21 protein-coding genes and 1 riboswitch are annotated in these 21174 nt (G+C 51.7%); of the genes, 6 read left to right on the top strand and 15 right to left on the bottom strand.

Translation table 11 applies throughout. From position 1 onward, the window contains the following. Positions 1-110: 110 nt before the first annotated feature. The 6 genes from ntrB to ABXS88_RS02960 all read right to left on the bottom strand — a co-directional run bounded on the left by ntrB (position 111) and on the right by ABXS88_RS02960 (position 7217). Positions 111-941 carry a nitrate ABC transporter permease gene (gene ntrB / locus ABXS88_RS02985; RefSeq protein ID WP_353673708.1) on the bottom strand — a complete coding sequence of 277 codons (831 nt, stop codon included), beginning with the start codon at positions 939-941 and terminating at the stop codon, positions 111-113. Between the two features lie 178 nt (positions 942-1119). Next, complete coding sequence (locus tag ABXS88_RS02980) at positions 1120-2475, bottom strand: CmpA/NrtA family ABC transporter substrate-binding protein (RefSeq protein ID WP_353673707.1); 1356 nt, start codon at positions 2473-2475, stop codon at positions 1120-1122. A 272-nt stretch (positions 2476-2747) separates the two neighbouring features. After that, positions 2748-3608 (bottom strand): DUF6671 family protein, encoded by an 861-nt coding sequence (locus ABXS88_RS02975; protein WP_353673706.1) that lies wholly within the window; start codon positions 3606-3608, stop codon positions 2748-2750. A 121-nt stretch (positions 3609-3729) separates the two neighbouring features. Next, a complete protein-coding gene (locus ABXS88_RS02970; protein WP_353673705.1) occupies positions 3730-4809 on the bottom strand; it encodes a glycosyltransferase family 1 protein in 1080 nt (359 codons plus the stop codon). Next, positions 4806-5966, bottom strand: coding sequence for a glycosyltransferase family 1 protein (locus ABXS88_RS02965; RefSeq protein ID WP_353673704.1), 1161 nt, complete (start codon positions 5964-5966; stop codon positions 4806-4808). Before ABXS88_RS02965 ends, ABXS88_RS02970 begins: the two co-directional genes overlap by 4 nt. 9 nt (positions 5967-5975) lie before the next feature. Further along, on the bottom strand, positions 5976-7217 hold the full coding sequence (locus ABXS88_RS02960) for an aspartate aminotransferase family protein (protein ID WP_353673703.1): 1242 nt from the start codon (positions 7215-7217) through the stop codon (positions 5976-5978). 333 nt (positions 7218-7550) lie between these two features. Between ABXS88_RS02960 and ABXS88_RS02955 the strand changes: the two genes are divergently transcribed. Both ABXS88_RS02955 and ABXS88_RS02950 read left to right on the top strand, forming a co-directional pair. Beyond that, positions 7551-8231, top strand: a complete 681-nt coding sequence (locus ABXS88_RS02955) for an ATP-dependent Clp protease proteolytic subunit (RefSeq protein WP_353673702.1) — start codon at positions 7551-7553, stop codon at positions 8229-8231. Between the two features lie 49 nt (positions 8232-8280). After that, positions 8281-8901, top strand: a complete 621-nt coding sequence (locus ABXS88_RS02950) for an ATP-dependent Clp protease proteolytic subunit (protein WP_353673701.1) — start codon at positions 8281-8283, stop codon at positions 8899-8901. A gap of 81 nt (positions 8902-8982) precedes the next feature. On the opposite strand, the gene ABXS88_RS02945 is transcribed toward ABXS88_RS02950, so the two are convergent. The 8 genes from ABXS88_RS02945 to smpB form a co-directional block, all read right to left on the bottom strand. Beyond that, positions 8983-9840 carry a hypothetical protein gene (locus ABXS88_RS02945; RefSeq protein ID WP_353673700.1) on the bottom strand — a complete coding sequence of 286 codons (858 nt, stop codon included), beginning with the start codon at positions 9838-9840 and terminating at the stop codon, positions 8983-8985. 120 nt (positions 9841-9960) lie between these two features. Further along, positions 9961-10170 (bottom strand): hypothetical protein, encoded by a 210-nt coding sequence (locus ABXS88_RS02940; protein WP_353673699.1) that lies wholly within the window; start codon positions 10168-10170, stop codon positions 9961-9963. A 7-nt stretch (positions 10171-10177) separates the two neighbouring features. Continuing rightward, positions 10178-11389 (bottom strand): 1-deoxy-D-xylulose-5-phosphate reductoisomerase, encoded by a 1212-nt coding sequence (gene dxr / locus ABXS88_RS02935; protein ID WP_353673698.1) that lies wholly within the window; start codon positions 11387-11389, stop codon positions 10178-10180. Positions 11390-11497: 108 nt separating this feature from the next. Next, positions 11498-12007: a DinB family protein gene (locus tag ABXS88_RS02930; RefSeq protein WP_353673697.1), complete on the bottom strand. Its 510-nt coding sequence runs from the start codon at positions 12005-12007 to the stop codon at positions 11498-11500. A 144-nt stretch (positions 12008-12151) separates the two neighbouring features. Further along, a complete protein-coding gene (locus ABXS88_RS02925; protein WP_353673696.1) occupies positions 12152-13579 on the bottom strand; it encodes a DEAD/DEAH box helicase in 1428 nt (475 codons plus the stop codon). A gap of 82 nt (positions 13580-13661) precedes the next feature. After that, positions 13662-14990, bottom strand: a complete 1329-nt coding sequence (rimO, locus tag ABXS88_RS02920) for a 30S ribosomal protein S12 methylthiotransferase RimO (protein ID WP_353673695.1) — start codon at positions 14988-14990, stop codon at positions 13662-13664. 273 nt (positions 14991-15263) lie between these two features. After that, a complete protein-coding gene (locus tag ABXS88_RS02915) occupies positions 15264-16415 on the bottom strand; it encodes an alanine--glyoxylate aminotransferase family protein (protein WP_353673694.1) in 1152 nt (383 codons plus the stop codon). 60 nt (positions 16416-16475) lie between these two features. Continuing rightward, positions 16476-16949, bottom strand: coding sequence for an SsrA-binding protein SmpB (smpB, locus tag ABXS88_RS02910; RefSeq protein WP_353673693.1), 474 nt, complete (start codon positions 16947-16949; stop codon positions 16476-16478). A 108-nt stretch (positions 16950-17057) separates the two neighbouring features. Beyond that, positions 17058-17122: riboswitch (Glutamine riboswitch) on the top strand. Between the two features lie 35 nt (positions 17123-17157). Here smpB and ABXS88_RS02905 point away from each other — a divergent pair. Next, complete coding sequence (locus ABXS88_RS02905) at positions 17158-17589, top strand: DUF4278 domain-containing protein (protein ID WP_353673692.1); 432 nt, start codon at positions 17158-17160, stop codon at positions 17587-17589. A gap of 18 nt (positions 17590-17607) precedes the next feature. On the opposite strand, the gene ABXS88_RS02900 is transcribed toward ABXS88_RS02905, so the two are convergent. Beyond that, complete coding sequence (locus ABXS88_RS02900; protein WP_353673691.1) at positions 17608-18387, bottom strand: DUF429 domain-containing protein; 780 nt, start codon at positions 18385-18387, stop codon at positions 17608-17610. Between the two features lie 174 nt (positions 18388-18561). On the opposite strand from ABXS88_RS02900, the gene ABXS88_RS02895 reads away from it, so the two are divergent. The 3 genes from ABXS88_RS02895 to ABXS88_RS02885 are packed head-to-tail and all read left to right on the top strand — an operon-like array spanning position 18562 to position 21030. Beyond that, positions 18562-18909 carry a YbaB/EbfC family nucleoid-associated protein gene (locus ABXS88_RS02895; protein WP_353673690.1) on the top strand — a complete coding sequence of 116 codons (348 nt, stop codon included), beginning with the start codon at positions 18562-18564 and terminating at the stop codon, positions 18907-18909. Between the two features lie 37 nt (positions 18910-18946). Continuing rightward, complete coding sequence (gene hisD / locus ABXS88_RS02890) at positions 18947-20257, top strand: histidinol dehydrogenase (RefSeq protein WP_353673689.1); 1311 nt, start codon at positions 18947-18949, stop codon at positions 20255-20257. After that, positions 20254-21030: a type 1 glutamine amidotransferase gene (locus ABXS88_RS02885; protein WP_353673688.1), complete on the top strand. Its 777-nt coding sequence runs from the start codon at positions 20254-20256 to the stop codon at positions 21028-21030. Before hisD ends, ABXS88_RS02885 begins: the two co-directional genes overlap by 4 nt. Positions 21031-21174 lie beyond the last annotated feature (144 nt).

Raw genomic sequence — 21174 nt, 5'->3', positions numbered from 1 at the left:
TAGTTAATGTTTTCAAGAAAATGAGGTTGTAAGAACGACCTAGACCCTATTTGCGAGACAAATTGTGGTGACTTGTATTGTCAGTAGGGCCTAAGCAATGTTGAGCCGACTTATTCCCGGACAATTAGAGTCTGCACCCAGGCCATTAACTTGTCTAAAATCAGACCAATGGCACCGATATAAATTAGAGCCAGAATAATATCGCTGATGTAGTTATTTTGGTAAGAATCCCAAATAAAGAAGCCAATCCCGACAATCCCGGACATCACAATTTCCGCTGCAATAATCGCTAGCCAAGCCAGACCAATGGCAATCCGTAGACCCGTGAAAATATAGGGCAGGGCCGAAGGAATGAGAATCTTAAAGAAAAACTTGCGGGGGGCCAACTGTAGCACTCGTTTAACGTTGATATAGTCCTGGGGGATTTGTTGAACGCCAACGGCAGTGTTAATCAAAATCGGCCAAACAGCAGTGATGAAAATTACGAAGAGTGCGGCGGGTTGGTTCTGTTGGAGGGCCGCCAGGGCCAAGGGAACCCAAGCCAGGGGAGGAACCGTTCGCAGAAATTGAAAGAGAGGATCGAGGGCCTTATTCCAGAACGAGTTAAGACCAACAATAATACCGACGGCGATGCCTATCAAGGCAGCAAAAGAGTAACCAATAATTACCCGCTGGAGACTAGCCATAGCCTGCCAGAATAGGCCCACATCCGTGCCACCTCGATTAAAGAAGGGATAAAGTAAATAAATACGAGTTCGTTCGTTAGTGATTAAATCTGTCGGTGGGGGCAATTTAATCAAACCTGTCATAGAGCAGAGCTGCCACACGGCTAAAAAGCCGACGATGCCAATGATAGGAGGAATAATATTCTGACTGTTCTTTTTCCAGAACTTGGCGATGGGATTGGTTGCTGGACGTTGGGTTCTTAGAGTCGTTGCCATAGTAAAAGTGCTCCTCGGAGAATAGATTTGAGATGGTTAATAGAAGGCAGAAACAAGCGTCATCAAGGGTTACAGTAATTATGTCTTGGGCGGAGATACAGCCTCCAAGCGATAACGCTTACTGGGCAAGCCCTAGATGTATCTCACCAACGGTAAAATTGCTTTATTCTTGCAAACCCTAAACTAATTTTTTGATCGCCAAGCTATCGAGGTAAGCCTTGGGATTAGTTGGGTCAAAGACTTTGCCATCAAAGAAGGCTTCAGTGCCGCGAGAATCACTGGTGGGAATATCCGCATCGGGAACGCCCGCTTCTTTAGCCGCTTCTTTCCAGAGGTCAGAGCGGTTAACTTTATCAATCAACGCTTTAGCATTGTTATCGAGGGTAGATGCCGGCAAGAAGCCCCAGCGGACACTTTCAGTCAAGAACCAAAGATCGAGACTCTTATAGGGATAAGAGACACTACCTCGGGGGGATTTCCAATACAAGGCTGCTTTTTGAAAATCTTCAATTCCAGGCTGGTTATCTCCCATGATGTACGTCCCCAGTAACATCGGTTGGAGAATTTCCACAGGAACATTGTAGTAAGAAGCACTAGACAAAATTTTTGCCATTTCAGGGCGATTTTCTTTCTTGTCACACCACTGTTGAGCTTCCATAATCCCCTTCAGGATTGCCTTCGTTGCAATAGGATTTTTGTCTACCCAGTCAGACCGCATTGCAAAGTATTCTTCCGGGTGAAAAGGCCAAATCTGTGCAGTCAAAGCAGCCATAAACCCAATCTTGTCACCCACAATACGAGCCGGCCAGGGGTCGCCAGTACTAAAGCCTTCCATGGTGCCCGTTTTCATATTGGCAACGGTTTGGGCTGCAGGAACGGTTAACAAGGTGACATCCGTATCGGGATTAATACCGCCCGCCGCTAACCAGTAACGAATCCAAAAATCTTGATTAACTTTAGGAAAAGTATAGGCGGCTCGAAAAGGTTTACCTTGTTTTTTCAAGCCAACGATATAGTCTTTTGCCTTGCTCATATCGAGGCCAATATTTTTGCCCTCTTGGGTCTTGGCGATGGCAATGCCATTGCCTTGGGTATTGAGCATTGCCAAAACATACATGGGAACTTTTGTGTTGTTTTTGGTGATCAAGCCCTCGCTAATAAGATAGGGCATGGGCATTTGCCATTGACCACCATCAATCCCCCCACCGGCGGAACCGATCTCCACGTTATCCCTAGCAGCCCCCCAGTTAGCTTGCTTGGAAACTTCCACGTCCGTCATGCCGTACTTGGCAAAAAAGCCTTTTTCCTTAGCAATAATTAGCGGAGCTGCTTCAAAGATAGGAATAAATCCGAGCTTTGCTTTAGTCGTCTCCGGGGTCGTTTCTGGAGTCAGGTTAGCCGCTTGATTAGGAGTCGCTGTGCCACTTCCCCCACTATTACTGGCGTCCGGAGGATTACAGCCCTTTAATAGAATGGCCCCCGTGGTCGCTAGCCCCGCATTGATTAAAAATTTACGCCGATTAAGGTAAGTCATACTTCGTCACTGATAACGGTTGGTGGTCAATACCACAGCCCAGGTGCTAGAGACAAAAATCCCCCAGGACATAAGTTGGAGTTATGCCTTAACCAGAAGATGGATAATATCTAGCCTGAACTATTGGCTTAAATCAATGCTTTTTCTTTTTTGCATTTGATTAAGAGAATGATAAAGGAAAACATAAATGAATGAAGACTGAATTGCTAAACATGGCAATAACTTTTACTTATGTAAAATCATGGGGCTATTCTTTCAGGGCCATCTCTTCCCTAGGGATTGCAAGCACAACAATACATAGGATCTGCAAAAGAGGGATTGACCTCTCGCGTTTGCTGGCAGTCGCACCGCTGACAACCATAGATTTCGGTCTGAATTAAGGCTGTCGGCCCACCGCACCAGGCACAGGGGAGTCCGGCTTCTCGTTTCTGCACCGTGAAACCCGGGCAATGACAACTAGGACAAAAACACTGAAGCGTTTCTAGTAAATTCTGAGTAGCCTGTTCGATAATGGCCATGCGAGTGGGATTGTAGAGGGCCCGCATATCAGTTTCTAGATAAATCTCTCCTGGGTTTTGTGCCAAGGCCGACTCTAGGGCCTGGCATAAGGCGCTCTCGGAGGTAAGGCCCTTAGCCAGAATTTGTTCCCCCTGACTGGCACTCCGCCGAAACACCACCAGGCCATGGTCGGGAAAGCCGATGGTCTCAGCAAAGGCCAGGGCCTCGGGCCAACTTGTTACCCGCTGGTTTTGGTGATTGGTGCGTTCACTGAGGGTTTGGCCAAGCCACTCTAATTGATTTTTTTGATCTATCAATAAAACAATTTCACGGTTACAGCCCAACCAGGGCGCATCGGGATGGGGAAAAAAACTTCCCTCACTGGCAATGGCCAGATCCACTCCTGTCAGGGCCAGAGCCGCTTGAGCCTTGCGACGAGCTGTTTCGATCTGGGTGCCGAGTCGTTTGATGTCGCGGGTAAAGGTGCCAAACTGATCGGTATCCAAGGCACAGACAAAGGGATTAACCTTCAATTGGGCCGAGAGGAGTGGGGCGATGACCCTTTCTTTGTGGTGCATCGATGCAATGGCCACTGAGCGGCCCGCAAACCAAGCAGAGGGAGAAGAAGAGGACATATCCACATTTTCCATAGCAACCCGTTTTGTCTTGTGATTGTAAACGAGGGGCAATGGTTAGAGCTCGTCGTCTTTGGATTCAGGGAGATTAGCATCCACCGCTTACAGATGAGGTTGAATTCTAAAGAAAGTGTTGGAGTAGTTCTCGCGTCTGCTGGCCAGTTTGGTGCCAAGTGAGTTGACTCGCTCTGACCAATCCTTTTTGGATCAAGGCCTGTCTCAAGGACGAATTTTGCAAAAGGGCCTGCATGGCCTCCGCGAGAGCCGATATATCGTAGGGGTTCACCAAGAGGCCCGCATCCCCCACGACCTCCGGCAGGGAAGAAATCTGGGATGTAATCACCGCTGTTCCACAGGCCATCGCCTCCAGCACCGGAAAACCAAAGCCTTCCCAGAGGGAGGGGAAAACCAGGGCCGTCGCCTGATGCATGAGTTGGGGAAGTTGGTCGTAGGGAACATAATTCAGCCATTTCACCTTGGCGCTAATCCCTAGGGCCTCAGTTTGGGCGCGGAGTCGGGGCGTATAACGAGGGTCTTCCGGCCCGGCTAACAATAGTTCACAGTCCTGCCCCTCGGGTAGTTGGGCAAAGGCCGCGATTAATCTAGCCACATTTTTATGGGGATCGGGACGGCCGAGGTAGAGAAAGTAGGGACAGGGGGTCGGTGGCAGCGGTGTACTGGGGGGCCGAAAATGGTCTTGGTTGTAACCCAGCAGAATGGGCGTGATCTTACGGGCAGGCACTTGCCAAAAATCCACCATATCCTGGGCTGTGGCCTGGGAATTGCACACAATATGTTCGGCCTGGCGGAGAACCGCGGGAATATACCAACGAAAATAGGGCGTGAGGGGGGATTTCCAGTTGGGAAACCGCAGGGGAATTAGGTCGTGCACCATCACCACGGTACGACAGTCTGCCCCGAGGGGAGCTTCCGGGATGGGAGAAAACAGCAAATGGCCCTGGTGTTGACGGTACAAACGAGGTAGTTGGGTCTGAGTCCAGTACAAACGATTGAGATGGCCCCGACTCCCTTGGGCGGGGGTCAAGTTGGCCGGAATCGGACAGCAATCAAAACCCGGTTGGGGTTGGGCTGTCAGGAGTGTGGGCTTGAGGGGGGCCAGATAGGGAACAATATTGGCTGCATAGACGCTGATGCCGGTAGGTTGGGGCAGGAGAAAGGAAAGATTAACGAGCAGGGTCATACTAGGGCCTGGTACGCACGCAGGGTTTGTTGGGCCGTTTGTAGCCATGAAAACTGTTGGGCCCGTTGCTGGGATTGTTGACTTAAATTGGCCCTTAAGGCACTATTGTGAGCTAATTCCTGGAGGGCCAGCGCCAATTCTCCCGGTTGCTCGGGGTCAATGAGTAGCCCACTGGAACCGACCACTTCCGGCAGAGAAGCCCGCTGGGAAGTAATCACCGGCAGGCCAAAGTTCATCGCCTCCAGCACTGGCAGGCCAAAACCTTCATAAAAGGAAGGATAAACAAAGGCTAGGGCCTCCTGATAAAACAGGGCCAGCCAATCGTTGGCAACATAGTCCAGGTGATGAATATGGGCGCGGTAGGGGGAATTCACCAGGGCCTGACGAATGGCCTGGTATTTCCAACCCCACTGGCCAATCAGGACTAACTGTTCGTCGCCTCCGGTGTGGGCTTTAAATTGGTTAAAGGCCTGAATTAGTCCCGCCACATTTTTGCGAGGTTCTAGTGTACTGACAAACAAGAAATAGGGCCGGGAGAAGTCGTAGGGAATTTGGGTCTGGAGGTCTGCAATTTTTTGGGGGCTAAGGGAATGGGGTGAATAGCGGCTGGCCTGGTAGGTAACAAAGATCCGCTCGGGAGCGATCCCCAGATATTCAACAATGTCCTGTTTCGTACTCTGGGCAAAGGTAAGAATGGCATCGGTGTAGCGCAGACAGCGTTGAATTCGCGCACCGTAGGTTTTGACGAGGGGAGGGACAAATTCGGGATACTTCAGAAAGGTGAGGTCATGGATAGTAAGCAGATGGCGACTGCCCCGACAGGGATAGACAAAGTGATCCGTCCCATGAACCAGACTGGGCTTTTCCAAGGTCTGGGCGCAGGCCGCTAACCAGGGATTGGGCCAAGGAAGCAGGGCCTGGGCGATGGTCACCGGAAGCGGCACACAGTGCAGATCTGCGATATCCTGCAGGCGCTCATTGGGCCGTCGATTTCCCCGGAGCCAGGGTTTGAGGCCAGGATGAAAATAGGGCCGTAGGCGAAAGTTTTCTGAATCTTGGAGTGTTACTAAAGCCCGGAGCAAACTCAGGGTATAGAAGCCGACCCCACTCAGGCGGCCCCGGACAGGGGTAGCATCAACGGCAACGGTTAAGACCACTCGCTGGATCTAGAGGACTTGGGCAATGGCTTGATCCAGGCAATGCAAGGCTTCTGCCACCTCGGCCGCCGTTACGATCAAGGGAGGCACAAAGCGGAGTACCTTCGGCCCGGCCGGCGCCAATAACAGGCCCTGGTTCATGGCGGCTTTAACCAGATCCATTGATGTCAGGGGCGTTTCGGTTCTCAGTTCTAGGCCATTGATCAGGCCCCAGCCCCGCACGTCACTGAACAAATTGCTGTACTTGCTTGCTAAGGCTTTTAGGCCAGTGCGGAGTTGATCACCCCGGGCCTGGACATTGGCCAGAATGTGGTCGGTTTCCAGGGTTTGTAGCACCGTCAAGGCCGACGCACAGGCAAAGGGATTGCCGCCAAAGGTACTGGCATGGTTGCCTGGTTCAAAAACATCGCAGAACTTTTTGCACATCATGGCCCCGATGGGAATGCCCCCGGCCAGGCCCTTGGCACTGGTAAAAATATCCGGTTCAATCCCCAGTTGCTCGTAGCCCCAGAGGGTTCCCGTGCGGCCTACCCCCACCTGGACTTCATCAAAGACTAATAGAATGTCGTTCTGGTCACAAATTTCCCGTAGGCGCTGGAAGTAGTGACGGTCTCCGGGCCGGACGCCCCCCTCTCCCTGCAACGGTTCCAGCATAATAGCGGCAACGCGACTATTACCCTCATCCAGGTCAGTGATCGCATCTTCAATGGCCATGATGTCGTTGTAGGGGACGTAGGCAAATCCCGGTACTAGGGGATTGAAATGCTCTTGGTATTTGGGCTGGCCCGTGGCGGTAATGGTGGCCAAGGTGCGACCATGGAAGCTGGCCTTGGCGGTCAGGATCACAGGTTGCTCCAGAAAATCCAAGATGGTATGAGCATACTTACGGACGAGCTTGATCGCCGCTTCATTGGCCTCAGCTCCGGAGTTGCAGAAGAAAACGCGGTCAGCGCAAGAATGTTCGACAATCCAGCGGGCCAAGGCCCCCTGTTCGGGAATGTAGTAGAGGTTAGAGACGTGGTGTAGTTTTTGGATCTGCTCACTAACGGTTTTCACCAAAGCCGGATGGCTGTGGCCCAGAGTACAAGTAGCAATCCCCGCGACAAAATCCAGGTAGCCCTTCCCCGCCGTATCCCAGAGGCGACTCCCCTCCCCCCGCTCGATGGCAATGGGAAAACGTCCGTAGGTACTCATGACGTAGGTATCGAACTCTTCCGGGTTAAAGACCGTCGATGGGATGGGGTCAGTCATTGGGTTTGGGGTGTCAAGTAGGCTGGATTGGCTCACAATTAGCTCCTAGGGGACTCACTCGGCAGTAGCGTCGGCAACGAAGGTCAGGAATTCTCAACCCTCAAAAACATCTCTCGATTTTAAATCGAGTTCTCCGCTTTCGGCCATGACGCTAAAGGGATCTGTCTTGATAAAGTCAGGAAAGCTTGTTCAATCCGTGGGGAGTCCGTTTGTTTCTAGAGGGATTACCTGGGCCTTATACACAGTAAGCTAAAATACGACTAACCCCCAGACCGACTCAATGGTAAGCGACGCTATAGCTCATTGGGGTTCCTATCCGACTACCCAAGTACCATGGACATTAAAGCCGTTCAATCTGCCTACTACGGCGATGTTTCTTTCCGGACTCCGCCCCCGGATCTCGAATCCCTTCTCCTCAAGGAGCGCATTGTTTATCTGGGAATGCCGTTGTTTTCTTCCGACGAGGTCAAACAGCAGGTCGGGCTTGATGTCACCCAACTGATCATTGCCCAGCTTCTCTATCTCCAATTTGATGATCCCGAGAAGCCCATTTACTTTTATATCAACTCCACCGGAACATCTTGGTACACCGGGGATGCCATTGGCTTTGAAACTGAGGCCTTTGCCATTTGTGACACCATGAACTACATCAAGCCTCCGGTACACACTATCTGTATTGGCCAGGCCATGGGCACTGCCGCCATGATCCTCTCCGCTGGTACTAAAGGCTTCCGGGCCAGTCTTCCCCACGCCACCATTGTTTTGAACCAGAACCGAACCGGGGCCCAGGGCCAAGCTACCGATATTCAAATTCGGGCCAAGGAAGTAATTGCCAATAAACGCACCCTGCTAGAAATTTTGGCCCAGAATACTGGCCAAGCCATCGAAAAAATTAGTAAAGACCTCGACCGGACGTTCTACCTCACCCCAGCTCAGGCCAAGGACTACGGCTTAATTGACCGGGTGCTCGAAAGTACTCAAGAGCTCCCCAAACCCCTGGCGGCCCTGTCCTAGAAGTGGTTCTTCCTTCTTTCAACTATTCCTTTATTCCCTGTTGTGACCTATGCCTATCGGTGTTCCCAGTGTTCCCTATCGTCTTCCCGGCAGTCAGTACGAACGCTGGATTGATATTTATACCCGTCTTAGTCAAGAACGGATTATTTTTCTAGGCCAGGAAGTGAATGATTCGATTGCCAACCGTATCGTTGCCTTTTTGCTCTACCTCGATTCCGAAGATCCTAGTAAGCCCATCTATCTCTATATCAACTCTCCCGGTGGTTCCGTTACTGCTGGTATGGCTATCTACGACACCATGCAGTACATCAAATCTGAAGTGATTACCATCTGTGTGGGCCTGGCCGCCTCCATGGGGGCCTTTCTCTTGGCGGCGGGTTCTCCCGGTAAACGTCTGGCCCTGCCCCATGCCCGGATTATGATCCACCAACCCATGGGGGGAACCGGTCGCCGTCAAGCTACGGATATTGAAATTGAGGCCAAGGAAATTCTTCGTATTCGTCAGCAACTCAACGAGATTATGGCCCAGCGCACAGGTCAGACTATCGAAAAAATTGCGAAGGATACCGACCGCGATTATTTTATGTCCGCCGCAGAAGCGGTAGAGTACGGACTGATCGATAAAGTGATTGAGAGTACCGCCACGAATGGCCAGGCCCAAGTTAGCTAAACTGAGGTCATGAACCCTTTTTAAAAGCGACCCCCAGCTGATCTCTTCGGCTGAGGGTTTTTTCGTCACTGATTTACGGGCCTAACGACGACGACGGCCGCTACTACCAAAACTGCGGGAGCGACTGCCCCGATTGCTACCAAAGCTTTGATTGCTTTTCATTTTGGTACCGCTGGAGGAACCAGAGGACTTGAGTTGACTCGAGCCAAAGCCAGACCCACTGGACTTAGTCCCCTGGGGATTGGCTTTCCGGTTAGCACTACTTTGGCTAGAGGGGGGAGTGCGTAATTTCCCTGTAGTCCGGAAGGTTTGTCGATTACTGACGGCTGGGGGAGTGGCATTATAGCGAGTGCGGTAGGTATTTACAGCCTGACCGTAGGTGGTTCCATAGCCACCGTAGCCCGTTAACGGCCCACCGACGTAAACCGGGGGAACGTAGTACTGGGGACGGAAAAGCAAATTCCCCAGGGCCTGGCCGGCCAAGGCCCCAGCAAAGGGCGTCCAAAAGCTCGATTCTTGGCGGACGATCACCGGTCGCGATTGGCCGGTGTTGGGATCAGTCTGAGTTTCCACTACATTGTGAACGTACTCAATTTTAAAGTCTTCGGTGAGGTAGAGTTCCGCTTCATTCCCTTGGATTTTCAGGGCCGTTTTTTCTCCCTGGGCCAGTTCCTCATCTGTAAGTCGGGCCATACGAAGATTATCGGTACGATAGAGCGAGGGAGAACCCGGGGGCGTATCCAGGAGCATAAGAGTATAGACTCCCGTCCCATCATCGTAGGTGGCCTGTTGCACGGTATAACGACCATTGGCTAGCCGTTGGGTTTGGGCTGAGGACGCATTCTGCCCAGGGGATTTCTGGGAGCTAGAGGTTTCTCCGCAGGCCACGACCGTGAAACTTAGGAGCAGGACGAGCAACAAACTGAGGACTCGACGCATAATTTTCAAGCAGGAAATTTATCGTTGAAATATCTTATTAAGCTATCTTAACAATTTATCGTGTTATCGAAACATTAGCTGGTGGTGGGGTTGGGGCCAATCGACTTTATCGATGGTTGTTTAACGACTCGACTTACCTAAAAACAGTTGGGGAAGGTTGATAATCTCCTGCCACAATTTTTCGGGACTAATCCCAAAGGCAAACTGCAAAATAAAAGCAATGACTGCAATGGTCAAGGCTGTTTTCAGGCTAATTTTAAAAACTTTCCATAGCCAAGTAAACAACAGCCAGGCGATTAACAATGCACTGAGAAAAAGAAGAATCTGCATGATCCAACTAAAGAACTGCCATCAGAGTATTATTGCTTCCTGTGGAAGGAGCGAGTTCCTGGCTGGCCTGAGCCACCATATTACGGGCCCACTGGTCGGCTGCTAGAATCTCATCCAGGCTGGGGTTTACTCGATTCTGGGGTGTGAACTGGTCACAGGCCTGTTCGATCAGACGCGGAATATCTAAAAACTGAATCCGTTCCTCCAGGAAAAGGGCGACAGCTTGCTCATTGGCAGCATTGAGGACTGCGGGCATTGCGCCTCCGGCTCGGCCAGCGGCATAGGCTAACTGCATACAGGGATACTTTTGGTGGTCGGGTTCCCGGAAGGTTAAATCGCCAGCTTTGACTAGGTCTAGGGGGGGCCAATCGGTGTAGAGACGCTCGGGCCAGGACAGAGCGTAGAGAAGGGGCAACCGCATATCGGGCCAACCCAGTTGGGCCAAGACAGAAGTATCTTGGACTTCGATCAGAGAATGGATAATGCTCTGGGGATGAATAACAATATCAATGGCGGAATAGTCTAGGCCAAAGAGATAGTGGGCCTCAATCACCTCTAGGCCTTTATTCATTAAGGTGGCTGAATCCACAGTAATTTTCCGGCCCATTGACCAATTGGGATGTTTGAGGGCATCTTGCACCGTCACCAAGGGTAAACGTTCCACCGGCCAATCCCGGAAGGCCCCCCCCGATGCCGTCAGAATAATACGCCGCAGGCCCCCGGTCGGTACCCCCTGTAAACATTGAAAGATTGCCGAATGTTCCGAATCCGCCGGTAATAATTTCACCCCATGCTTTTCCACCAAGGGTAATACAACGGGGCCCCCAGCAATCAGGGTTTCCTTATTGGCGAGGGCAATATCCTTCCCGGCTTCGATAGCGGCAATGGTCGGCAATAGGCCCGCACAGCCCACAATTCCTGTCACAACGCTCTGGGCATCTCCATAGCGGGCCACTTCTACGATGCCAGCCTCTCCAGCCAGGAGAATCGGTTGGGGATCTAGATCAGCAATGGCTATTTTCAACGCTTCAAGCAGACTTTCTTGGCGTATCGCGACTATCTCCGGCCGAAATTGGCGAATTTGACTAACTAATAACGTCAAATTACTCCCTGCGGCTAAGCCCACCACCTGAAACTGGTCGGGATACTGGGCTACAATATCCAGGGTCTGGGTACCAATAGAGCCCGTGGAGCCGAGAATAGAAATCCGTTTTACCATGTCTACAGGGGATCAATTTTCCCCAATCATACGGGGTTGAGGCCCATCTGAAAAGTCAACTAGCGGAGAAAATATAGATAGACCCAAGCGGCTGATAGGAGCGCAATATTAATCCATGGCCCCTGCTTGCTCATCATGGGGAAGCCAGAGTAGATCCGTTACCCCCACATCAATGCCTAGCTGGCTTAGGAGCGTTGTGACCTGGCCACGATGATGGGTTTGATGATTGAAAAAGTGAGCAAGGGCGAAACCCAGAGGATATCGCCGGGGTTCAGGATTCACAATACTGGTGTAAACTAGTTCCCCCTCTAAGTCCTGGAAAGATAGGGAAGCGACCCAATCGATAATCCGACGATCTTCCTTTTCTCGCTCGATTTGCAGTGCGGAGAAGTCAGCGTATAATTCTTGATTAAGGGATTCAACTTGAAAATGTTTACCCGTGAAGCGCCCCATCCAAACACGATCCGCCAATAATAAATGATTGAGGGTGCCGTGGATAGACCGAAAAAAGGCCCCCATATCGCGTTTCCGTTGATCGTCAGAAAGAGTAGTACAGCAATTGTAGATTCGCTGATTCATCCAACGATTGTAGTGAGCCATTGTTTGAGCGGACATCATAACCGATACCAGGAAGAAAGCTCAATTTTTGTCTAAAAATCAAGCACTGACTTAGATTTTTTAGGTTTTTGCCAGAAGGCTATTGTAAACAAAAGAAAGTCCCTGACCCCAGGGACTCTCAAAGCAGCATCCTGAAGAAGGATCTTAGTTTTGACGATCGCTGTAAACCGGTCTGCGGTCACCATGGTAACGGCTGGGCTTACTGGGTTTGTTGAACTTCCGCTTGTTGATAATGGGCTTGGAATAGTCGGTTTCTGGGACTTCCCAATCTGTTTTCATCCACTGGGGACAGTTTTGGTCGTAGATCATTTGCAGGGCCGCCGCGGCAATGGCCTGAGGGTCATACTCCGTGCTCAGTTCCCGTACCAGAGGCAAGAAGGATGCCATACGTTCACCAGCCAGGGCCGCTTGAATTTGGGTCTGGAGTTTAGCAATGCGTTTGGCTTCTACCTGGGAGCGGTCGGGCAACTGACAAACATCAATCCGTTGCTTGAGACGATTTTCGATCTGACGCAACAAACGACGATCAATGGGCTCCACCAGGGCAATGGCCTTCCCAGTTTTCCCCGCCCGGCCCGTCCGGCCAATTCGGTGAATGTAAGTTTCGGCGTTATCCGGCAGGTCAAAGTTGATCACATGGCTGAGGTTTTCCACATCCAGGCCCCGGGCGGCAATATCCGTGGCGACAACCAACTTAATTTTGCCATCCCGGAAGCGCTGAACAAGGCGTTCCCGTTGGGATTGACTGAGGTTGCCATGGTACTCGTCCGCTGTATGGCCAGACTCCTGCAGCTTACTGGTTAACTCTGCGGCAGTTTGCTTGGTTCGTACAAAAATAATTGCTGATTCTGGATTCTCAATTTCTAAAATCGGCTGGAGGGCCTTGGCCTTAGACCAACCCCGAGGCACAAAGTAGAGTTGCTGTTCGATGCGGGTGGGGGTGGTTTGAGTCTGGGTTACCGTCACCAGGGCCGGTTCCTTGAGGAATTGGTTGACCAACTCCCGAATTTCCCGAGGCATGGTAGCGGAAAAGCAAGCGGTTTGTCGGCTTTCTGGCGTTTTCTTGAGAATGGTTTTGACATCATCAATGAAGCCCATACTCAGCATCTCATCAGCTTCATCTAGCACGACCCAGTTCACGGTATCCAGGATCAGTTTCTTGCGTTCAATCAGGTCAATCACCCGTCCTGGCGTCCCGACTACAATTTGCACGCCCCGTTCTAGACTACGGATCTGGCGCTCAATGGACTGGCCCCCGTAGACCGTAAGGATGTGCAGTCGGCGATCCCCGGAAAAGTCCTTTATGGCCTCAGCTACCTGTTGGGCCAGTTCCCGCGTCGGGGTCAAAATCAAGGCTTGGATTCCACTCCGGCGTTCGATCCGGTCGAGTAAGGGCAGAGAATAAGCCGCTGTTTTACCGGTACCGGTTTGGGATTGGGCCAGCATATCCTGGCCGCTCAGGAGTAGGGGAATAGCCTGTTCTTGAATGGTCGTCGGATTCTGAAAGCCAATGCTTTCAAGCTGTTGACAACGTTCTGCAGATAGGCCGAGGTCTTGGAAAGTAAGGGTCATAGGTTAAAGAAAAAAGTTGGGTAAATATTGGGTAAATAGAGGATCTCGTTAACTAGCGGCAAGGATTCAGTCGCGCTCAAATCTAGACCGGCTCAGGGTCGGCCACCAGACCATAGAGGTCATACACATCAGCAGCGGTAATCGTGACCGGGACAAGGGCCCCAAGGGGAGCTTCTCCCTTGACATAGACCAAGCCATCCACTTCCGGGGCAAAACGGGCGGAGCGCCCAATCAGTTCTCCGGTCTCAGGATTTTCCTGCTCGATTAAGACCTCCACCGTTTGGCCGATGCAGGCTTGGTTTTTATGAGCCGCAATGGGTTGCTGGAGGGCCATCAAACGGTCACGGCGCTCATCCATGACGCTCTGGGGCAGTTGGTTGGGGAGGTGATAGGCAGGGGTTTCTTCCTCTGGAGAAAAGGTAAAGACCCCAACATGGTCAAATTCATGGCGAGCCACAAACTCAAGTAGGTGCTCAAAGTGGGCATCGGTTTCCCCAGGGAAGCCCACAATAAAGGTGGTACGGAGAATCGCCTCAGGCATCGCGGTCTTAATGCGCTCAATAATCGCGTCATTGACTTGCCCCTGCCAGGGCCGATTCATGGCCTTCAGTACCTCCGGGTGGGAATGCTGGAGGGGCAGGTCTAGATAGGGTAAAACATTGGGGGTGGATTGGATAGCGGCTAGCACCTTAGGGGTTAAGCCCGTTGGATAGGCGTAGTGGATACGAATCCAGGGAACATCGACATCTCCAAGGGACTGGAGCAGTTCCGCTAACTTGGGTTCTCCGTAGAGGTCTAGACCGTAATTGGTCGTAATTTGGGAGATTAAAACCAATTCCTGAACCCCTTGAGCCGCCAATTGCCGGGCCTCGGCCACAATGGATTCAATGGAGCGGGAGCGCTGATTGCCGCGCAAATGGGGAATAATGCAGAAGGCACAGCGATAATCACAGCCTTCGGCCACCCGCAGATAAGCAACCCCCTCCGTCGTCGTGCGATAACGGGGTAAGGATTCATCCGCAATGAAGGTCGGCTGAGCAGAAATGGCCTTGACCCGCTCCCCCTGTTCAACCCGTTGGACAATGTCCACGATGTTTTGGTAATCACCAGTGCCGACGACTGCTACCGCCTCTGGAATTTCCTCGAGCAATTGTTCTTGGTAGTGCTGGGCTAAACAACCCGAAATAATAATTTTTTTATTGGCCTCCGCCAGTTCTACCAGCGTCCTGACGGATTCCTGGCGAGCATCTTGAATAAAGCTACAGGTGTTGACAATAACATAGTCTGCTAGTTCTTCGTTAGCATCGACGGCGTAGCCGGCATCGACTAACAGTCCTAGCATATGTTCGGAATCAATCCGATTTTTCTCGCATCCCAGGTGAGATATAGCGACAGTTGGCTTATTGCCCATGAATAGTATTTGAGGTTTGATAGTCCGCTATTGTGGCTATTTAGGGACTACAACCAGACAATTCCGTGGGGTTAGTTTCTGCATAGAAACCATCAGGATTTGGCTTTGCCCCTGTTTGTTAAGACATTGTAACAGATGGGAACTCCGAAAGGCCGGCAATCGCCAAAAAAGATTTTGGGGTTTGCTGACATTTGTGGCCGGAATCAAGCCACTCCAACGGCTGAGCAGGCCCTGGGCTGGAGTGGTCAGGAACGGGAAAGAAGTAGTAAAAATTTACTGAGACAGAATTCGGGCCGCCGCCGCGACCCCAGCACCCGGCGTAACTCCGCTATGGCCAAGCTTAATCAGGGTAGACTCCAGGGCCCCGACACAACTGAGAATGTCACGGTCACAGACAAAACCCAAATGACCAATGCGGAAAATTTTGCCTTTGAGGTGATCCTGACCCCCCGCCAGAGCAATGTCAAATTGCTTGTTCATGGTGCTACGGATTTTTTCAGCCTCGACGGTCACTGGAGCCACGGCGGTAATGGCAGGGCTGGCCGCATTATCCGGAGCAAACAGGGGAAGTCCCAGGGCCTTCATGGCGGCTCGTGTGGCTTCCGTATGGCGCTGGTGGCGGGTAAAGATGTTGTCTAGGCCTTCCGCTTGCATCATCTGCAGGGAAGCCTGTAGGCCATACATCAAATTGACGGGAGGCGTGAAGGGGGAACTGTCCTCATCCGTGGCTTTTTTGTATTTCTTCAGATCCAGATAGAAGCGGGGTAGCTTAGCCGTTTCATAGGCTTTCCAGGCTTTGGCACTGACAGCTACAAATCCCAGACCCGGCGGAATCATATAGCCTTTTTGGGAACCGGAGGCCACGACATCTAGGCCCCAGTCATCGATAGGTACGGAGGTGGCCCCTAGGCTGGTCACTGCATCGACGATCATCAGGGCCTCTCCATGGGCCTTGACGGCGCGGTTAATCGTTTCGAGATCATTTAAAACCCCGGTAGAGGTTTCCGAGTGGGTGAGAATCACCGCTTTAATTGTCTTTTCGGTATCTGCCTCCAATTTGGCCTGGAAGTCCGCCGGATTTAAAGCCTTACCCCATTCTGCGGTTATTTCTTCCACTGCTAGACCAAAGGCTTTACTTAGCTTGGCCCAGCGCTCCCCAAATTTGCCGTTATTGCCGACCAAAACCCGGTCGCCGGGGCTGAGAAAATTGATGATGCCGGCCTCCATGGCCCCCGTTCCGCTGACGGTCAACATGAGGACATCATTTTGGGTCTGGTGCAACCATTTTAAGCCGCTAGTCAGTTCCGCAATAACTTTACTAAAGGCCCCGCTACGGTGCCCCATGGGATGCTTCGCCATGGCCAGAAGTACCTTTTCGGGTACTGGCGTTGGCCCGGGAATCATGAGCATTTGCTTATTGTCCATTTCCGTGAATCCTCTCCTAGGTCACACATTTCAACGATGGGAACCCCTCATCATAGCATTTCACCGTTTGAGGGCACGCGCCATTTCCCGTTCGTCCTGACGACGCTTGAGGGTTTCGCGCTTATCATGCAGTTTTTTACCCCGAGCCAGGCCGAGGGAGACTTTGACCCAACTGCCCTTCATATACATTTTGAGAGGAACCAAGGTCAGGCCCTTTTGCTCGATCTGGCCAATAAGTTTGCGAATCTCCCAGTTATGCAGGAGCAGTCTACGGGTGCGCTTGGGGTCATGGTTGAAGTACTGACTGCTGGCGTCGTAGGGGGAGATATGCACATTGAGTAACCAGGCTTCACCGTCCCGAATCATGGCAAAGCCATCCCGTAAATTTACCTTGCCGGCCCGTAACGACTTGACCTCTGTCCCCTTCAGCTCAATTCCGGCTTCGTAGGTTTCCAGAATTTCGTAGAGGTGCCGGGCCTGGCGGTTATCGCTGATGATTTTTACTGCTTCTTTCGTGTCTTTTTGATTAGCCATAGCCTATTTAGCATAGCACCGGCCGCAGTCGGATCAACCCAGCCGAGAATGTATCGCCCATAACTTGACATTTTTCTTTCAAACAGTAACAATATATACAGAAATAAAAACGTTCATCTTTTTCTCAAACGGAAAAAGACGGAAGTAAGGAAATATTCCCGAAGGAACGCGCCTCACTGAAAACATCACTCTCAGAGGAGCGCCAATCATGAAATTAACCTATCGCGGTGTTAGCTACGAAACCCCTGAAGTCCCTACAGTCGATGCAACTCCCCTAGGACTCAGTGGTAAATATCGGGGCCTGGACTATCGTTTCCGCCGCAGTCAACCAGCCTACGTTATTCCTCCCCACGTAACCCTGACCTATCGCGGGGTTGCCTTTAACCCAACTCGCCCAGAAGACGTGCAAGCAACCGTCCAACCGGTTCAACCAACCGTTTCGGTGCAAGATCTGGCTCGGAATCGTCTGCTGCGTCAAACCCAAGTAATTAAGAAGCGTCAGCAATCTCTGCTGGTTCGTTTGGCGGAAGAAATTGGTCTATCTGGGGAACAGGTCAGTCACTATGCCGGCCGAATCCAAGGCAAAGTGGCCGCCAATGCCCGTGAAAGCTATGCTCGCTTGGGTGTCGCCATGAGCTAAGGCTCGCGGCCGTTGAGTCTATTGAATAAATTGTGCTTGTCCCTCCATTGTGGGGGACTTTTTGTTGGGAGTCGGGACAACGATATAGCCATGGTCGTAGTCGCCAAGAACCCAATTTTTTTCGGCCCCCCAGTGCCACCAATGGGCGCCGACGTAGGCACAGACAAGACTATCTAATTGGTCTTCCAAGACCTTAAGCTTCGGGCCAGTTAAAGAAGCGGGGGATTGCCAGAGGTCAGCATTGGAGTCTGTAAACCGTACCGCTGGGGTCAGGCTTGGCAAAACAGTTTGCAAATAGGCCTGGAGTTTTGTAATTTCCTGTTTGCGGTCGTTGAGTTTACCTTTTTTGTATTTCAAAATTTGCTCTAGGCCAAAAAGATGCACCATGGCTGGATGGGGAAAAACCTCGATCTGATAGCGCCTTGGTTGCTGGGGTTGGATGGTGGGGGCATGAACAAAGCCCCGTTGTTCGAGTTTGAGGCCCATTTTCACTGTGCGCTCTGCAAAGGGCCGGCCTAAATTAGCGGGATAACAACCGGCGTGGTATTTGCCAAAGTAACGATGGGTGAGGCGGTCGGGTAAACGGGTTCCCGTGGCATTGGGAATCAGGGTCGGTGCATCCACGGCCACCAGGCCCGCTTCTCCGAGGGGAAGTTTTTCATCAATCCAGGCCAGGATCTCGGCCAAGCTTTGCCGACAGGTGGTTTCTAGTAAATGCAGTTGATTACCCTGCCACTGTAAACAACTCAGGCCACTGGCTCCCGTCCGCCAGCCCAAATCAACGCCAATAAATTTCATAGTCCCTGCATTTTAAGCTGATCTTACGATCCCCCTGGCTCCTCAAGCTAGGAAAACTTACGAGGCCAACCGACCCTTTTTCAAGGCCCTCCAGGGGAAAGATTAGGGTATAATCAACCAGGCAATTGGGCCTCTCCGCCCCACCGCTAAACAGTCCTCATCTCAGCAAGACGTATGACACAAGGTAAACAGGGATTTGGCTTCGGCCTCGGCAAAATTAAAGAATTACAAGCCGCTTTTCAGAAAGCCCAGCAGGTACAAGAGGGCGCCAAACTGCTCCAAGAAGAATTAGAGCAAATGGTAATTGAGGGCAAAAGTGCTGATGGCCTGGTGACGGTAACCATGAGCGGCAACCAAGAACCCATCGGTATTAGTCTCTCTGCTTCCGCCATGGAAAATGGCCCGGAGGCCTTGGCTCAATCGATTACCGAAGCGATGAAGGCCGCCTACGCCGAATCGACGGAAACCATGCGCTCTAAAATGGAAGAGCTGACCAGTGGCCTGAATTTACCGGGTCTGTAGGTTTCTGCCAACGCCTTTTTACCCCTAGCAACTGCCTGTGATCCGCATTCTCAAGCTCTCAACCCTGACATCAGCCGAATTGGCCAAGCTCCACCGGCGCTCAGAACTGGATATTGACCAAGTTCTACCTATCGCCCAACAAGTGATTGACCGTATTCGTCAGGGGGGAGATGAGGGGGTGATTCACTATGCTCGTCAATTTGACTATGCTGGGGCCACCCCTGATAATTTGCGGGTAAGCGAAGCGGAATTTGCAGAAGCGGAGCAACAGCTAGATCCAGACCTACGTCGAGCCGTAGATCATGCCTTTCGGAATATCGAAAAAGTTCACCAGGGCCAAATGCCGGCTCCGATGCATTTAGCCGAAATTGAACCCGGTGTATTTGCCGGTGAAAAAATTACCCCGATTCCCCGAGTGGGCCTGTACGTACCGCGGGGCAAAGGGGCCTTTCCCTCCATGATGTTGATGTTGGCCGTTCCGGCTCAGGTGGCCGGCGTCAAAAAAATTGTGGTTTGTACGCCACCAGATTCCCAGGGTAAGGTTGAGCCAGTTTCCCTGGTGGCGGCCCGGATGGCGGGGGTCTCTGAAGTTTACAAATTGGGAGGCATTCAGGCCCTCGCGGCTATGGCCCAGGGAACAGAAACCGTTTCTAAAGTAGATAAACTGATTGGCCCCTGTAGTATCTACGGCGCGGCGGCGAAACGCATTCTTTTTGGCTCCGTAGATGTGGGCCTACCGGCCGGCCCTAGTGAATCGATTGTGCTCGCGGATGACAGCACCGATCCTCGCCTAGCGGCCATTGATTTATTGATTGAAGCGGAACATGGCCCAGATTCAGCGGCCCTTTTGGTGACCCACTCCGAGACCTTGGCCCAGCGAGTCCAGGGCCATCTTGAGACCTATCTCCAGCAACTGCCCTCCTGGCGGAGGGAATTCTGTGAAGCGGGTCTAGCGGCCTACGGTGGGATTTTGTTAACCGATAGCCTCCAGGCCTCCCTCGATTTTATTAATGAGTACGCCCCGGAACATCTAGAACTCCTAGTTGCAGACCCCCTGGCCCTGGTCGGAAAAATTGACAATGCCGGGGAAATTTTACTGGGAGTGCATACACCTTCTTCGGCAGCTACCTATGCCATTGGCGTGAATGCAGTTTTGCCCACTGGTGGCTTTGCCCGTTCCTATTCAGCGGTATCAGTGTTTGATTTTCTCAAACGTTCGACTCTGGCTTATCTAACCCCTGAAGGTTTTGCTGGTGTGAAAGAAACAGTGAAAACCTTGGCCCATTACGAAGATTTTCCGGCCCATGCCCTGGCTCTCCAAGTCCGTGAAGATTTAGCTCAACCATGACCATGGAGTTAAGAATTGGCTGGCTCTATCCGACCCTGATGAGTACCTACGGGGACCGCGGTAACGTGATTTGTTTGCAACGACGAGCTCAGTGGCGCGGTTTTTCGGTGGAAATTGTTGCCCTAGACCAACCAGCCGAGGCCAGTGCCTTTCGTCAGGTAGATGTGATCGTTGGTGGTGGGGCTCAAGACCGGCAACAGGAAATTGTCATGCGCGATCTGCGCGGGGCCAAGGCCGAGGCCCTGCGAGAACAACTGGAAGCCAACACTCCAGGGGTTTTTACCTGTGGCTCGCCCCAATTATTAGGCCATTATTACGAACCCGCCCAGGGCCAGCGCATTGAAGGGTTGGGCCTACTGGATTTAGTCAGTAAACATCCCGGCCCCCAGGCCAAACGCTGTATCGGCAATGTTGTCTTTGAGATCACGGCCGAACCGCTGGCCCAGGAATTGCGGGCCTTGACGGGGGAATCCCCAATTGTGATTGGCTTTGAAAACCACGGGGGACGAACCTATCTGCAATCCGTGGCTCCCCTTGGTAAGGTCAGCAAGGGTTACGGTAATAACGGTGAAGATGGGTACGAAGGGGCCTTTTATCGTCAGGCCATTGCGACCTACGCCCATGGCCCTCTACTGCCGAAAAATCCTTTTATTGCGGATTGGTTACTGAAAAAGGCCCTGGAGCGAAAATATCAAACGGAAGTGGCCCTAGCGCCTCTAGAGGATCAACTCGCTAACCAGGCCCGGGCCGCTATGCTTAAGCGTCTTGAATAGTGCCGGCCTCGGAATAGCTAAAAATGACCAACTTGAGCTTAGGCGAAGAGAACCATAGCCAGCTTGTTTTAAAAAGCAGCCATCTTGTCTTTGCCATGAAAGCCAGAGAATGGGTAATTATCTTATTATTTAAATATTTTAAGA

It is taken from the genome of Synechocystis sp. LKSZ1 (assembly GCF_040436315.1).
Lineage (GTDB): Bacteria > Cyanobacteriota > Cyanobacteriia > Cyanobacteriales > Microcystaceae > Synechocystis.
The sequence above is the reverse complement of the archived record's forward strand: the minus strand, read 5'-3'. Positions and strand labels throughout refer to the sequence as shown.